The sequence below is a fragment of the Kitasatospora sp. NPDC127067 genome, from assembly GCF_042724755.1.
Classification (GTDB): domain Bacteria; phylum Actinomycetota; class Actinomycetes; order Streptomycetales; family Streptomycetaceae; genus Kitasatospora; species Kitasatospora lactacystinica.
The window spans coordinates 1-14290 of record NZ_JBHXEM010000182.1; the positions used below are offsets into that span (position 1 = coordinate 1).

Sequence of the window (14290 nt, forward strand, 5' to 3'; positions counted from 1 at the left end):
TACGAGGACGGCAGCTACGGTTCGTTGAGCAAGATCAACGGCTTCCAGGCCGATCGCTGAGCCCGGCATCCGGTGGAGTCGTGGGCCGGTTCCGGTAGTTCGCCGTCCGCGCGTGGTTCCCGGGGCCGGCCCGTGGCGTCACCTCGGCGGAGCAGGGGGCGTGCAACCGCTGGGCGAGCCTGGTCGGCGGGGGTTCGGCGGCGGTGTCCCAAGGGGTGCTGCCGTGGATCCAAGTGCCCAGGTCGTCGAGGGTGGGGGTGGTGCGTTCCGGAGGTGGAGGAAACAGCGCATGACGTGGTCGCGCAGGGCGATCTCCCGGGGAGGGCCTCAGCGGGCGTGCAGCCGAGTTCGTGGGCGAGGACGTTGATGAGGTTCAACAGCACGCCCGACCCTCGACCAGGCGGACGCCCAACGCGGGGCGGTGCGCGAGGCACGTCAGAAGCAGGCGGCGAAAACACGCTCAAGACGACACAGCGCCCGGAAGAACAAGGTGCGCAGTCGGTGGGGAGGCGACCGCGATCCGCCCGTGGGTGCCAGCCCAGTGGGCCGGCCAGCGCCGTCCGAGAAGCGGCTGTCGGGGGTGCTCGATGACTTCTGCCGAAGGGCCGGCGCGGTGGCGGCTGGTTTGCCGGCTGCTGGCACGTCGCGCTTCTCACGGATCGTCGGGTTCCTGCCTGGCGGGTAGGTGCAGTGGAGTCGCCGTCGGTTCGGATCGAATAACACTGGCTTGCGGCTCCGCCAAACCGGTGTGTAGCAGGAAGCTTTGCGCTGCCGTCGGCTGTCGCAGAGGAGGGCTTGTGGCCCAGCAGTTCATGAACGTCAAGGAGACCGCAGAGTTTCTGAACATGTCGGTTCAGTGGGTGTACCGAGATGCTCCCCGGGTGGGCTTGGCCCCGTACAGGTTCGGGCGGGGTCGGAACGCCAAGTTGCAGTACAAGGTGTCCGAGGTTCAGGCGTGGATCCGGCAGCAGCGGACCGGGGGGAGCTGAGGAGAACGGTTGCAGGTGGCGGTGGCCCCGTCCGGGTGGGGACGGGGCCACCGGCATGTTCAGGCGGCGAGGTCGAGGTTCAGGATCTGGGCTGCCTGACTGACGGACCCGGGCATCAGGTGTCGGTAGACCTTGAAGGTGATGTCGATGCTCCGGTGGCCCATCCACTCGGCCACGTCGGTGATGGGGATGTTGTGGCTGAGGCAGTTCGAAGCGAAGAAGTGGCGCAGCCCGTAGACGACCATACCTTCGGGGATGTCGACGTCGTCGCGCTTGCGGATGCGCCGCCACGCGTTCGCGATGTAGTAGGTCGGGAAGGGCTTGTCGGGGTCGAGGGGGTGTCGTAGGAGGTAGCCGTCCACGGTGCCGTACTTGTCCGCGTACCACTCGACCGTCCGTCGAACACGAGCCGGCAGCGGGCCGTCGCGGTAGTCGCCTTCCTTGCGGTGCTTCAGCGGTGCGTACTGGTTCGTGGTCGGGTTCACCTGCTCACTGACACGGTAGACGTCGTCGGCGACGAGGCAGCCGAGGTTGACAGCGCAGGCCTCGGCGTTGCGTAGACCGCACCCGCTCATGAGGTCGGCGACGAGGAGGAACATGTCGTTGTCGGCTTCGCGTATCCCCTGGACCTGCATCGGGGAGGGGATGACGGCGCGCTTCGGGTTGTACTGCGGGGGCTTGACGCCGGCGAGCGGGCTTTCGTCGTAGAGGCCGAGGCGGTGGGCGTCGAGGAGGATCGACTTCAGCTTGTCGAACGTGTGGGACTGGGTGGCGATGCCGACGCCGTTGCGCTCCATGGTTTGGATGAAGGCCTCGACGACCTTGTGGTCGAAGGTGCCCATCTTGCGGCTGCGGAAGGCGGGGTAGAGGTGGTGCTCCAGCAGGGAGTCGAGGTGGCGGATCGAGCCGGGGCCGAGATCGCGTTGGCCGGCCTTCCACTCCTTGACGTACTGCTCGAACTGCATCGGGCTGTACTTCTGGATCCGCTCCGCCTTGCGCTGTCCCTGTGGGGAGTTCTTTCGCGCGTAGTACACCTCGGCGAGGCGGGCCTTCGCCTTGTCCTGCGTGGCGAAGCCTGACTCCTCCGACTGCCGTCCGGCTGCGTTGCGATACCGGATCTTGTACTCGTGCGGGCAGCGGCTCCAGCGGGATTCGGGGTGTTCGCACTCCTTGAAGAAGGTGCCCATGCCGCGGATGAGGCCGGTGGTTGCCATGGTTGATCGCGCTCCCGGGTGCCATGCTGACGTTTTGCTGACCCCGGATGGTCGGTCAGGCCCCTGAGCTGGGACGAAACCCTAGTTGCGTGGTATGTCCAGGACGACCATCAGCTGTGTCGCCGCGATGACGGTGAGAGCGATCCCCGGGTGCTGGCCCCGACGTGCGGTCGCGGGCGAAGCCTCGGCCAGGGCGCGCGAGGTGGCCATGGCGGTCCCCCAATGAGTTCGAGGGTGAACGGCGGGCAGGGGACGGATTCGTTCACCACTACCGACGGTATCCCCGGGGTATAGGGAACACAATCGTTCATTACGGACATGCTCATGCTGCCCGATCCCAGTGTTCCTCCTGGCCGAGGCCGACGACGGTCCGCACCTCGAGTTCGGCGGTCTCGGGGACGGGTGTGCCGAATGCTCACCTTCGCCCGGCTCGTGCCGCCTCCGGGCCGGTCGAGCGGCTGGTGAGGGACCACGAGTCGGTGGCCGAGCACGTGCGTGCTGTCTTCGTGGCCGCGTCCAGCGGGCCAGGGGCGCGGGGACTTGTTCCAGCGGGCGGATCAGGTGGGCGAGCCAGGCAGCCGAGGCACCCACTGCGGAGTGGTTGTCGTGGCCCCGGAGCAGCTCGGTGCGGGGGCCGAAGACTGCTGCCTGGATGCCGGGGTCGGTGGGCACCTGTACTGCAGAGAGCCGCGGCTCGTCGCGAGTGCTACGGGAGGGGGCTTCCGGGTGCAGTGCGGCGTCCCGCGTTGATCACCGGGTGGAAGCGGTCCAGATCGGGAGGCTCTCGGCGGTAGGGGCAGTCCAGATTGGCATGTTTGGCTCAGTCGCCAGAGCGGGTGCAGAGGAGCCGATCGCTATGGAGAGCGCGAGGATCGCGGCGGTTGCCATGGTGCGGAAGGTCATTCGTCATCCTGGGAATTGTGTGGATGTCGGAGTTGTGCCCGGCACGGTGGGTTAGAGGGGCGGGCGGCGGGCCGCGCGGCCGGTGGGCACAGGTCACCGGTTCAGCAACGCGAGGAGCCGGTTGTGAAGGCGTTCGGTGTCGCCGCGGCCGACGGCCTCGTCATCCTCCGGCCCGCGGCCTTCGTTGTTGTCCCAGCTACCGAATGGGTCAAGCAGGTCCAGCCCAGCACCGAGCTGGGGGCGCCGCCCTTGGAACGATGTGGGTCGGGTCACGGGTGCGCCTCTTCGAGGTCGTTGGCGTCGAGCTGGGCGACCAGGCGCTCGCGCGGCTCGACCTCTTCCGCGGCGAGCGGGCGTGCTCGGGCGCCGGCGCTAGGTCCACCAGGGTCTTCACCGGCCCGTCGGTGCACAGCACTGCGTCGGTTGGCTCGAACAGGGTGTGCGCCGCTCGGTCGGGCAGTCGTAGATGACCCTGCGGAAGCGTGGCAGTTCCGAGAACGGTCAGCAGGGGGGTTCGTAGGGGATGCCCGGCAGGTGGCGCTCCCATGAGGTGCGGGTGAGGGCCTGCCAGGTGGTGGCGCAGACAGTGCGGGACAGGTCGTCCGGGCTCAGTGCGCGGAGTTGGACGGTGCCGTCGCGGCTCGTGGTCACCAGGTGCCTGCCGTCCTGGCTGTAGGTCAGGGCGGTCACCGGTCCCGCGTGTCCCGTCAGGGGTGTGCCGAGGGGGCGGGGGTGGGAGGTGTCGCTGATGTCCCAGAGGCGCACGGTGTGGTCCTCGCTGCTCGTGGCCAGGGTCCTGCCCTGCGGATCGAGGGCCAGGGCGGTCACCTTGACGGCGTGGGCGGTGACGGCGGGACCGCGTGAGCGGGGTCGTGCCGGGTCGCCGATGTCCCACAGGTGGAGTCTCCCGTCCTGGTCACCGAGGATGAGGGTCGTTCCGGCGAGGGCCAGGGAGGTGACGGAGACGGGCGGACCCGATTCGACGGTGCCCAGCGGGGCGGACAGGGTGCCGGCCGGACGTGGCCGGGCCGGATCGCGGACGTCCCACAAGTGGACGCTCGTCTCCCTCGCGCCCTCGCCGGTTTCGACGGCGAGCACGGTTCCGTCGGCGCTGAGGGCCAGGTGGCCGACGCGTACGAGGTAGTCGTGTGCCGCCCGGTCGGTGAGATCGACGATGGTGGCCAGTGCCCTCGGACGGGCCGGGTCCTTCACGTCCCACAGCTGTACCGACGTCCGGTCGTTGGTGAAGAGTGCGCCCCCGTCCGGGGTGAAGGTCATCTGATTGATCGGGTCCTGGTGTCCGGTCTTCGTGCTTCCGACTGCCCGCGGCGAGGCCGGGTCGCGCAGGTCCCACAACCGTAGGGTCTGGTCGGTCGTGGCGGCCGCGAGCGTCCGCCCGGCCGGGCTGAACGTCGCCGACCACACGTCCTTGAACAGGTGGTCGGCCCCGGCCCTGGCCAAGGTGCCCGCCGGGGTGGTCCGCAGTATCCGGATGCCCGGGGCGCCGTCGTCACTGCGCACGGCGAGGAGTTCGCCGTCGGAGCTGATCGAGAGGCCTCCCGTGGGATCGCCCTGTTGTGCCAGCCGTGACCCCGGCAGGCTCCACAGCCGGACCGTGCTGTCCATCCCGGCCGTCGCCAGAGTCCTGCCGTCGGGGTCGAACGTCAGGGAGCGGACGGCGTCACCGTGGCCGACGAGCGGGTTGCCGAGGGGGGTGATGTGCTCGGGCAGGACCACGTTCCACAGGCGCACCGTTCCGTCGTCGCCTGCCGCGGCAAGTGTGGTGCTGTCGGGGCTGAAGACGAGTTCGTAGCCACTGCCGAGCAGGTCCGAGCGCAGGGGGCCGGACGTCGGGGAGGATCCCGGCAGGGGTGTGCCGACGGGCTTGGGGCGCGCGCGGTCGGTGACGTCCCACAGCCGGATGGTGCCGTCGTCGCCTGCGACGGCGAGAACGCGGCCGTCAGGGCTGTACGCGAGGGACGCCGGCAGGCTGCCGTGACCGGGCAGCGGCTCCCCCAGGGGTGCGGGAGCCGCTGGATCGCCGATGTCCCACCGGTGGACGGTCCCGCCACCGGCCGCCACGGCGACCTCCTTGCCGTCGGGGCTCATGCCGAACCAGCTCACGGTCGGCCGGCCCTCCACCGTCAAGGCCGTGCTGCGCGGGGTGGACGCGGTCGAGCCGGTCAGGTCCCACACCCGGACCGCGGCGTCCGTCGGGTTCGTGACCAGGACGCCCACGACCAGGACGTTGCCGCCCTGGCCGAAGCGCAGGCGGGTGACGATGTCGGTCTGGCCGAGCGGCTCGCCGAGCGGGGCCGGTGACGAGGGGACGGCCAGGTCCCAGACCCGGACCTGCTTGTCGTCGCCCACGGCCAGACGTCCGCCGTCGGGGCTGAAGGCGATCGCGTCGACGCCGCCGTTCGTCCTCAGGTCGGCCCCGGCCTTCGGGTGGGCGGGGTCGGTGACGTCCCACAGCCGGAGGTGTCCGTCGCTGCCGGCTGCCAGCAGCTTGCCGTCCGGGCTGAACGCGGCCGACAGGACACCGGTGTCGAGCCCTGGCAGCAACTCGGTTCGGGAGGCGGGGTGCTGCGGCTCGGTCGTGTCCCACAGCTCCAGGGCCCCGTGCAGCCCCACACCGGCCAGGAGCCGACCGTCCGGGCTGAACACCACCTCGCCGACCGGGTTCCGGTGGGCCAAGGCAGTCGACAGCGTCGACGCGGCGTCGTTGACAAGTCGCGTGTACGCCTCCGGGTCCGCCTCGCGCATGCGGTGTGCGGCCAGGTCCAGTTGAGCGGCCAGCGACGGGTCGGTTCCCCTCAGATGGTCCGCCTTGGCCAGGATCTGGTGGAACACGGCGGTGTCGCGCTCGGACCGGGCCGTGAGGCTCTGCTGTACGGCGGCCGCTGCGGCGGCGACCGCGACAAGGACCAGAGCGCTCAGCACCGCGATCACCCGGTTACGGCGGGCGGCCACCCGGCGGGCCCGGTGTGCGGAGGCTTTCAGGAAGACAGTGGCGAGAGGGCCGGCCTCGTGGGCCACCCGCCTGGCCGCGACCAGACGCTCGCCTCGGTAGAGCATGCCCGGATCCCGGCCGTCGCGCTCCCAGGCCGCCGCGGCCTCTTCGAGGCCTTGGCGAACGAGCCGGTCGGCGCGGTCGGACTCGATCCAGGTCCGCATGCGGGGCCAGGCGCGGACGAGGGCTTCGTGCGCGATGGTGACGGCGTCGTGCTCCACGGTGAGCAACCGGCCGACGGTGAACACCCCGACGAGGCCGGCAGGCAGGTCGGACCGGGCGACCCGGCGACGGGTGTCCTCCGCTCCGTCGCCGCTCTCACCGATTCGGACCAGCCGCAGGAACATGGCCTGGGCCGCTGACTGCCCTGCCGGGTCGAGGCCGGAGTAGATCCGCTCGGCGCTGGTTGCCACGGCCTGGCCGATCCCGCCGGTGGTGCGGTACCCGCTGACGGTCAGGGTGTTGCCCTGCCGCTGGTGCCAGACGGCCCGCAACGCGTGGGCCAGCAGCGGCAGTTGGCCGACTTCCCTCCCCGGCCACCCGAGGTCGGCCAGCATCAGCTCCACCAGCCCGGGCTCCAGGACGAGTCCGACCTCCTGGGCAGGGAAGAGGATGGCTTCCCGAAGGCCCTCCTGCGACAGCGGCCCGACGACGACCTGGCGGTGCTGCAATGCGGACCGCAGTTGGGGGTAGGTCACGCACTGGGAGTAGAAGTCGGACCGCAGGACGCAGACGACAACGGCGGCGGGCTCCGGACCAGCGGCCAGAGCGTCCAGGAGATCGAGGAACGCATGCCGCTGCAGCTCATCGGTGCACAGGGTGAACAGTTCTTCGAGCTGGTCCACGACCAACATGAGCCGAGAGGTGCCGGACGACGCACGCAGCGCGGACGCGACCGCCTCCGGACCAGCCTCGATCGCGCGACGGACCTCCGCGGTACTGACCCCGACGACCTGTTCCAGCCGGGTAGTCAGTTCGTCGACCGGCCGCTCGGTGGGGGTCAGCAACAGCTGGCTCCAGCCGGCCGAACCGGGCAGGCGGCCTTCCGTCAGCGCCGGCAGCACGCCTGCCCGCAGCAGCGAGGACTTCCCCGCCCCGGAGGGAGCGACGATGACGAGAGGCCCCTCGGCGTCGCGGTCGAGCTCGGCCAGTACCTGCGCGACGAGATCGTCCCTGCCGAAGAACCACCGGGCATCGCCCGGCTCGAACGGCTTCAGCCCCGGGTACGGACAGTGCGCGGCGGCGTCCACGGGGGCCCGCCGGGTCTCGCGTACGCCGTCCAGGTAGTGGAGATGGACATCGCCGGCCTCCGCCACGACCATGTCACGGCGGGACTGGTAGATTCTGGCCTCGCTGCCGGCCGTGGCGCTCATCGAAAGTGGCTGCTCCGCCGCGTCCTCAGGCTCCTGCCATCCTGTGCCGCTCATCGTTGTGCGACACGCTCGTCCCGGACGGCCCGGTGCGCCTGTAAGACGATCGCGCCCACCCTCAGCTCCCCCCACCGGATCCGCCGCCGCCTCATGATGCCACCGCAGGGACGGCCCCGCCACAGGGGAAGCGGGTCTGTCCATTGAGCGGCTCTGTCGCTCGCTCGGTGGCGGCAGAGCGCCGCGATTTTGCGCAAAGGGCTCCGAGTTCGAGACGATGCCGGTTACGGTCCTTACAGCAGTGTCTTGTCGACGTGGGGGGCGAAATGGATCCGGTCGTCCTGGCAGCGGGAAGCGCGCTGGTGAGCGCGATGGCAACCGACGGCTGGCAGCAGAGCCGGGCCGCGGTGGTGGAGTGGTGGCGGCGCCGACGCCCGGACCGGGCCGACGACGTCGGATCCGAGCTGGAGACAGTGCGCGCACAGGTACTGGCTGCGAGGGAGCAGGGCGACGAGGACACCGAGCAGGCCCTGGCGGGTTCCTGGCGCCTGCGGTTGCAGCAGTTGCTCAGCGAGGATCCCGCCCTTGCCGACGAACTGCGGAGGCTGTTGGACGAACACTTGGCCCCGGCATTGTCCGACGGCGACCGGACCCGGCATCGGCCGATCATCATGAAGGCAGAAGCCAGCGGCAACTCCCGTGTGTACCAGGCCGGGCGGGACCAGCACATCACCGGTTCTTGAACGCCGGAGAGAGGCGGCCGGATGCTCCCTCGCCGGGGGCGGAGTGGAACGGCGGGCCAGGGAGTCCAGCGCTGAACAGCGCCGCTACGGACGAGGCCATCGGCCTGCACCAAGGTTGAAGCGGCCGGTAGGTGTACGAGGCGGTGCTCCGGCGGGCTGGGGGCCCGAGTGAGGCAGCGCTGGCGGCGAGTGTGCCCAGCGCGGGTTGCGCTGCAGTCGCAGGGTGCGGGCGATGGCGGGGTCGGGCGTGCAGATCATGCCGCCCTCCAGCGAGTGCATGTTCTTGGTGGGGTAGAAGCTGAAGCAGCCGGCCTGGCCGAAGGTGCCGACGTGGCGGCTGTTCAGGGTGGCGGCGTGGGCCTGGCAGGCGTCCTCGACGATCGCGATCCGGTGGCGGGAGGCGATGGCCCGGAGGTCGTCCATGGCGGCGGGGTGGCCGTAGAGGTGGACCGGGAGCAGCGCGGTGGTGCGCGGGGTGATGGCGGCGGCCGCGGCGTCGGGGCGGAGGCAGTACGTGGCGGGGTCGATGTCGGCGAAGACGACGTCGGCTCCGGTGAGGCGGACGGCGTTGGCGGTCGCGGCGAAGCTGAAGGAGGGAACGACGACCTCGTCGCCGGGGCCGATGCCGAGGGCGAGCAGGGCCAGGAACAGGGCGGACGTGCCACTGTTGACGGCCACACAGTCGAGGCCGCCCGCGGCGGCGCGGGAGAACTCGTCCTCGAAGGCGGCGACCTCGGGGCCCTGGACGATGCGGCCGCTGCGCAGGACGCGGGTGGCGGCGTCGATCTCCTCGGGCCCGATGGTCGGCTCGGACAGCCGGGTGACGGGCGCGGTGGCGGTGGCCATGGGTGTGGTCCCTTCCGGTCCGGGCGGGCGGGTGGTCCGAGGGTCCTCCGCACTCACCGTCCCCAGGTCGCCGACCAGGCCGAATGGAGAACTCTCGCCGGAGGGCTGGCGCAGGGCCGGGCGGGACTCAGCCAGGCGGGCTTGGAACCTCCGAGCGCTGCGTCGGAGGCAGCAGGCGCCCGGCGGTCGGAAGACGCGAAGGCTGCCGGGCGTTGGGCAGTGCGCCACGGGTGGTGAGGAAGTCGACGAGGTTCTTCACCTCGGGGAGATGCCCGTGGCGGGCTTCCATGTGGTGCAGGCGATCGGCGCGTGACAGGTCCGTGCGCGTGGTCCATACGCGGACCGCGTCGACGATATGACGCAGCGTCTGTCGGGGGATCAGACAGTCGTCACCGATCCGGGTCGTGCTTGAAGCCGTACTTCCCCGGTGGATCGTCACCGTCTCCCGGATCTGGTTGCGGTCCCCGATCACGAGCATCGGCTCCGCGTCGACCGGCCGGCTTCGGGTCTGGGAAGGACCGCCCAGGCAGGCGAACGGGAACACCTGGTTGTCCTCCCCGATCACGGTGGGCCCCTCGACCCGGACATGGCCGATCAGGTTCGTGCCACGCCCGACGCGCACATCGGGGCCAATGATGCACATGGGGCCGACGGTCGCCTCGGGGTGCACCCGGGCATCTGGACGCACCACTGCTGTGGGATGGATCACATCGGCGAACCCTGGCCGCCCGTGCTGAAGTCGACGCAACTGCGGCTAGCCCGATCGGGGGAACAGGAGCCCCGATGGACGGGAGCAAGGCGCAGGCCTGAGCCTGGACGACACCCGCCTGGACGCCTTCAGCGGTGATGGGCCATCCATGGAATGCGACCCCACGCTGTGGACGCTTGGCCGGTGCTGCGGCGCCTGGCGAGGCAAGGGCTGCTGCGCGCCCGCCGGGGTCGCCCCGCCGCCCGGCAGTGAGCCGGACGCCTGCGGCTGCCGGCCGGGCGGCGGCTGCTGCTGAACACCCAGGTGATCCGCGCGTCCGTGGCAGTGCGGGCGCGCGGATCCGGGGCTCGGGTCAGGTGAGCGGTCCGGTGGGTCCGGTGGACCGCGGTGTCGCGGCGGCGGAGGGGAGGGTCGACGGCGGGGCGGTCGGCGGGCGGCCGCCGCAGGTGCCCGTGGAGTACAGGTCGTTGGAGGTCCGCTGCATCGCGGCGGGGTCGGACAGGTCGTACCGGTTGATCGAGGTGGCGAACTGCCGCTTTCCGGTGACCTCGCCGACCATCAGGGTGTTGTAGCCGGGGATGCCGCCGCTGTGTCCCCAGAACTCGCCGCAGGGCGTGGTCATCCGCTGGAGTCCGAGGCCGTAGCCGACGGCCTCGCCCGGGCCGCTGGTGCGCTTCATCTCGGCGAGTTCGGCCGGGCCGAGCAGTTGCCCGCCGAGCAGGGCGGAGATGAAGCGGGTGAGATCCGCGGTGGTGGAGATGCCCGCCCCGGCCGAGGATGCCATCGACGGGTTGAGCAGTGTCACGTCGGCGGGGCCGGTGGCGAGCTTGTAGTAGCCGTGTGCGTGCGAGCCGGGAATGAAGGGCGAGTCGATGGGCATCGAGGTGCCCGTCAGGCCCAGCGGCCGGATGATGCGGCGGTTCACCTCCTGCGCCCAACTGCGGCCGGTGAGGCGCTCGATGATCATGCCGACGAGCACGTAGTTGGTGTTGGAGTAGTGCCAGCCCTGTCCGGGGGCGAAGTACGGCGGGTACTTGTCGGCGATGTCCACGAGCTGCTGCGGTCGGTAGGACGTCCAGCGCCCACCTGCCAGCCACTGCCGCAGCGTCGCCTCGTTGCCGGCGTCGAACGCCGGGTCCTCGGTGAAGTCGTGGATGCCGCTGGTGTGGTTGAGCAGTTGGCGCACGGTGATGCCGGCGCCGTTCGGCACCACGCCCGGCAGGCGGCTCTCGACGGAGTCGTCGAGGCCGAGTCGGTGTCCCGCGACGAGCTGGAGGACCACCGTCGCGACGAAGGTCTTGGTGACGCTGCCGATCCGGAACCGGCCGTCCGGATCGGCGGGGGCGCCGGTGGCCAGGTCGGCCACGCCGGCCGCACCCTTCCAGGCTGTGGAGCCGTTCTCCCGGACACGGGCCAGCGTCGCCGCCGCGCCGCCCTCCCGCACCATGGCCCGGACCACCGCGTCCAGGGCCGCCCCGTCCGCCGTACGCGCCCCGTCCGCTTTCCGTGCCTCGCCCGCCGCCACCCGGTAGGGCGCCGCCGGGGCGTCCGTCGCGCCGGCGGCCGGAGCCGAGGTCGCCAGCAGGCCCGCGCCGGCGAGTGCGACGACCACCGACCGCCCGGCCGTGCCCCGCCACCGCCGACCCTTCGATCCGGTCCTCCCGGGCCTCGGATCCGCCGCCCCGTCCGCCATGCCGTCCTCCCGAATCCGATCGACGAATGCCGTCAACATCCGTCTTGACAAAGACAGTTGACACAGTGCCAGGCGGCCGGGACGCGAGGCGTCCGCCTCAGGTCCGGAGCATGTCCGCCCCGGGGCCCATCTTCCCGCCCGTGGAACTCCACCTCAGGTCGAAGGCCGCCCCCGACGGATCCCTGAGGCCTCGGCCGATCGAGCGACCAGCGACGTGGGACGTGGGGCGTCGAGCTCATGCCTCGCCGGTCGGGGAGGCCGGGAAGGAGCCGGGCCGGTTCGAAGGGGCGCCGAAAACCGTTCCGAAGGCCGTAGATTCACCCCGTGCCCAGGATGCGGGCACAGGGCGGGCGGGACGGCTGGAGACACCTTTGCGGGACAGTTTTTCCGATGGATTCCTTACACGGCTGGCGCACGACACACATCCGGTGGACCTGATGTGTCTCTATCTGCTGCACGGTTCGGTCGAACGGATCCCCGGTCTGCTGGTCGATCGGGAGACGCTGTCGTTCGAGTACCTGAGTCGGCACGTCCGTGCTGAGAACCGCTCCGGCCACGGCGACGCGGACCTGTTCTCGCTCTGGATCAGGACGAAGGTCCGAGGGCGGCTGTACGGCTTGGAGTTCAGGGTCTATTTCATCGCCGGTGAGCCCTGTGCCGACGCGGAAGCGCTTCGTGAACTGACGGACGCCGCCCGGCCGTTCATCGGCCCCGCCGGACCCACCGTGAGGGAGGCCCTGCCGGGTGCCCTGCGGTCGGCCGTGCGCACCCCACCTGGGGCGCCGCGGACCCCGCGACATCAAAACGTAACGTCTCCGTGAGAAGTCGTCGGGCGTAAAGTCTTCCCCAAGTCCTGCCCAATCTGGCATGTTTCCTTCAATTCCCGTGCGATCCCCCTCACGCACGGGCCGATTAGGAGGACACGTGTCACCCCTGATATCCCGGCGGCTCGGCCGCCCGGCCGCAGCCCTCGCCGTGCTCTCGGCCATGGCGCTCGCCACCCCCACCGCGTTCGCGACCGCCGCCACCACGACCACCACCCCCACCGTCCCCGGTGCCGTCTCCGCGCCCGCCGCCCAGGCCCCCGTCGCCCAGGCCCCCGCCGTCGCGGGCACCGCGGCCGGATGGGCCGCCGGCACCCGCGCCTACCTGGTGATCAGCGCCCCCGCCGACATCGCCGCCGCCAAGAGCGCCGTCGCCGCCAAGGGCGGTACGGTCTTCGCGAGTTACGACGCGATCGGCGTCATCGTCGCCCACTCCACCGGCGCCGGCTTCGCCGCCGAGCTGCGGACCGTCACCGGCATCCAGCAGGTCGGCGCGACCCGCACCTCCGACGTGCCGGCCGACGCGTACAACCCGGCCCTGCCCGCCAACCCCGCCCAGGCGGCCACCACGCTCACCGAGTCCAACCGCTGGGACATGACCCAGATCAAGGCCGACCAGGCCTGGAACGTCACCACCGGCTCCCCGACCGTCAAGGTCGGCGTGCTCGACACCGGCGTGGACGACCAGCACCAGGACCTCGCACCGAACTTCGACGCCGCCGACTCGGCCTCCTGCGCCTACGGCAAGCCCGACACCCGCACCGGCGCCTGGCGCGACGTGGACACCCACGGCACCCACGTCGCCGGCACCATCGCGGCCGCGAAGAACGGCAAGGGCGTCATCGGCGTCGCACCGGGCGTGAAGATCGCCTCGGTCCGGATCGCCGAGCCGACCAGCACCCTCTTCTACGCCGAGAACACCGTCTGCGGCTTCGTCTGGGCCGGCGACCACGGCTTCAAGGTCACCAACAACAGCTACTACACCGACCCCTGGCAGTTCAACTGCCCGAACGACCTCGACCAGGCGGCCATCATCGAGGGCGTCAAGCGCGCCCAGGAGTACGCCGAGGGCAAGGGCTCGCTGCAGGTCGCGGCGGCCGGCAACTCCAACTACGACCTGGCCAACAAGACCACCGACAGCGAGAGCCCGAACGACTCCACCAAGGTCACCCGGACCATCAGCAACGCCTGCCTCGACATCCCCACCGAACTCCCCGGCGTGGTGACCGTCGCTGCCACGGGCAGCGGCAGCGGCAAGGCCTCCTACTCCAACTTCGGCCGGGGCGTCATCGACGTCGCGGCGCCCGGCGGCGACGGCGCCACCGGCGTCTACTCGACCCTGCCCGGCGGCAAGTACGGCACCAAGAGCGGCACCTCGATGGCCTCCCCGCACGTCACCGGGGTGGCCGCGCTGATCGCGAGCACCAACCCGTCGCTCACCCCGGCGGACATCCGGGCCCGGCTGGCGAGCCAGGCCAACGACCTGGCCTGCCCCGCCTCCGACAGCCGCTGCACCGGCACCACCGCCGTCAACGGCTTCTTCGGCGAGGGCCAGGTCGACGCGCTGAAGGCGGTCGGCGGCGCCACCCAGCCCACCGGCACGTACTTCGAGAACACCGCCGACGTGGCGATCCCCGACAACACCACGGTGGAGAGCCCGATCACCGTCACCGGCGTCAGCGGCAACGCCCCGGCGGCGCTCAAGGTCGGCGTGGACATCAAGCACACCTACCGCGGCGACCTCGTCCTCTCCCTGGTCGCGCCCGACGGCACGGTCTACCTCCTGGAGGACTTCCCGAACAGCGACAGCACCGACAACGTCGCCAAGACCTACACCGTCAACGCCGCCGCGAGTGCGGCGAACGGCACCTGGAAGCTCCGCGTGAAGGACGGCGCCTCCGGCGACACCGGCACGATCGACGCCTGGAACCTCACCTTCTGAACCTGCTGAACCTGCTGAACCTTCTGAACCCTTTGACCCCGCCGTTC

The 14290-nt window shown here is 70.8% G+C and carries 7 protein-coding genes and 1 pseudogene; 3 read left to right on the plus strand and 5 right to left on the minus strand.

Features of this window, described 5'->3' with window-relative positions; genetic code table 11:
* Positions 1 to 1048: 1048 nt before the first annotated feature.
* Positions 1049 to 2203 (minus strand): tyrosine-type recombinase/integrase, encoded by a 1155-nt coding sequence (locus ACFWJ4_RS38305; RefSeq protein WP_380553176.1) that lies wholly within the window; start codon positions 2201 to 2203, stop codon positions 1049 to 1051.
* 1404 nt (positions 2204 to 3607) lie between these two features.
* Positions 3608 to 7492: a hypothetical protein gene (locus tag ACFWJ4_RS38310; protein ID WP_380553179.1), complete on the minus strand. Its 3885-nt coding sequence runs from the start codon at positions 7490 to 7492 to the stop codon at positions 3608 to 3610.
* A 320-nt stretch (positions 7493 to 7812) separates the two neighbouring features.
* Here ACFWJ4_RS38310 and ACFWJ4_RS38315 point away from each other — a divergent pair, with 320 nt between their 5' ends.
* Positions 7813 to 8229: a hypothetical protein gene (locus ACFWJ4_RS38315; RefSeq protein WP_380553182.1), complete on the plus strand. Its 417-nt coding sequence runs from the start codon at positions 7813 to 7815 to the stop codon at positions 8227 to 8229.
* A 204-nt stretch (positions 8230 to 8433) separates the two neighbouring features.
* Here ACFWJ4_RS38315 and ACFWJ4_RS38320 read toward each other — a convergent pair.
* From ACFWJ4_RS38320 to ACFWJ4_RS38330, 3 genes and pseudogenes are all read right to left on the minus strand, one after another.
* A pseudogene (locus ACFWJ4_RS38320) lies at positions 8434 to 9075 on the minus strand (DegT/DnrJ/EryC1/StrS family aminotransferase); the annotation flags it as partial.
* 127 nt (positions 9076 to 9202) lie between these two features.
* Positions 9203 to 9718, minus strand: a complete 516-nt coding sequence (locus ACFWJ4_RS38325) for a hypothetical protein (protein ID WP_380553185.1) — start codon at positions 9716 to 9718, stop codon at positions 9203 to 9205.
* Positions 9719 to 10136: 418 nt separating this feature from the next.
* Entirely contained in the window at positions 10137 to 11396 is a 1260-nt protein-coding gene (locus ACFWJ4_RS38330) for a serine hydrolase domain-containing protein (RefSeq protein WP_380553188.1), read from the minus strand.
* Positions 11397 to 11905: 509 nt separating this feature from the next.
* Between ACFWJ4_RS38330 and ACFWJ4_RS38335 the strand changes: the two genes are divergently transcribed.
* A complete protein-coding gene (locus tag ACFWJ4_RS38335; protein ID WP_380553191.1) occupies positions 11906 to 12298 on the plus strand; it encodes a hypothetical protein in 393 nt (130 codons plus the stop codon).
* 154 nt (positions 12299 to 12452) lie between these two features.
* Complete coding sequence (locus tag ACFWJ4_RS38340; protein WP_380553194.1) at positions 12453 to 14243, plus strand: S8 family serine peptidase; 1791 nt, start codon at positions 12453 to 12455, stop codon at positions 14241 to 14243.
* Positions 14244 to 14290 lie beyond the last annotated feature (47 nt).

Excerpts from the sequence above, each read along its gene's own strand:
- ACFWJ4_RS38305 (WP_380553176.1), bottom strand. The coding sequence starts at position 2,203 with ATGGCAACCACCGGCCTCATCCGCGGCATGGGCACCTTCTTCAAGGAG.
- ACFWJ4_RS38310 (WP_380553179.1), bottom strand. The coding sequence starts at position 7,492 with ATGAGCGCCACGGCCGGCAGCGAGGCCAGAATCTACCAGTCCCGCCGT.
- ACFWJ4_RS38315 (WP_380553182.1), top strand. The coding sequence starts at position 7,813 with ATGGATCCGGTCGTCCTGGCAGCGGGAAGCGCGCTGGTGAGCGCGATG.
- ACFWJ4_RS38325 (WP_380553185.1), bottom strand. The coding sequence starts at position 9,718 with ATGTGCATCATTGGCCCCGATGTGCGCGTCGGGCGTGGCACGAACCTG.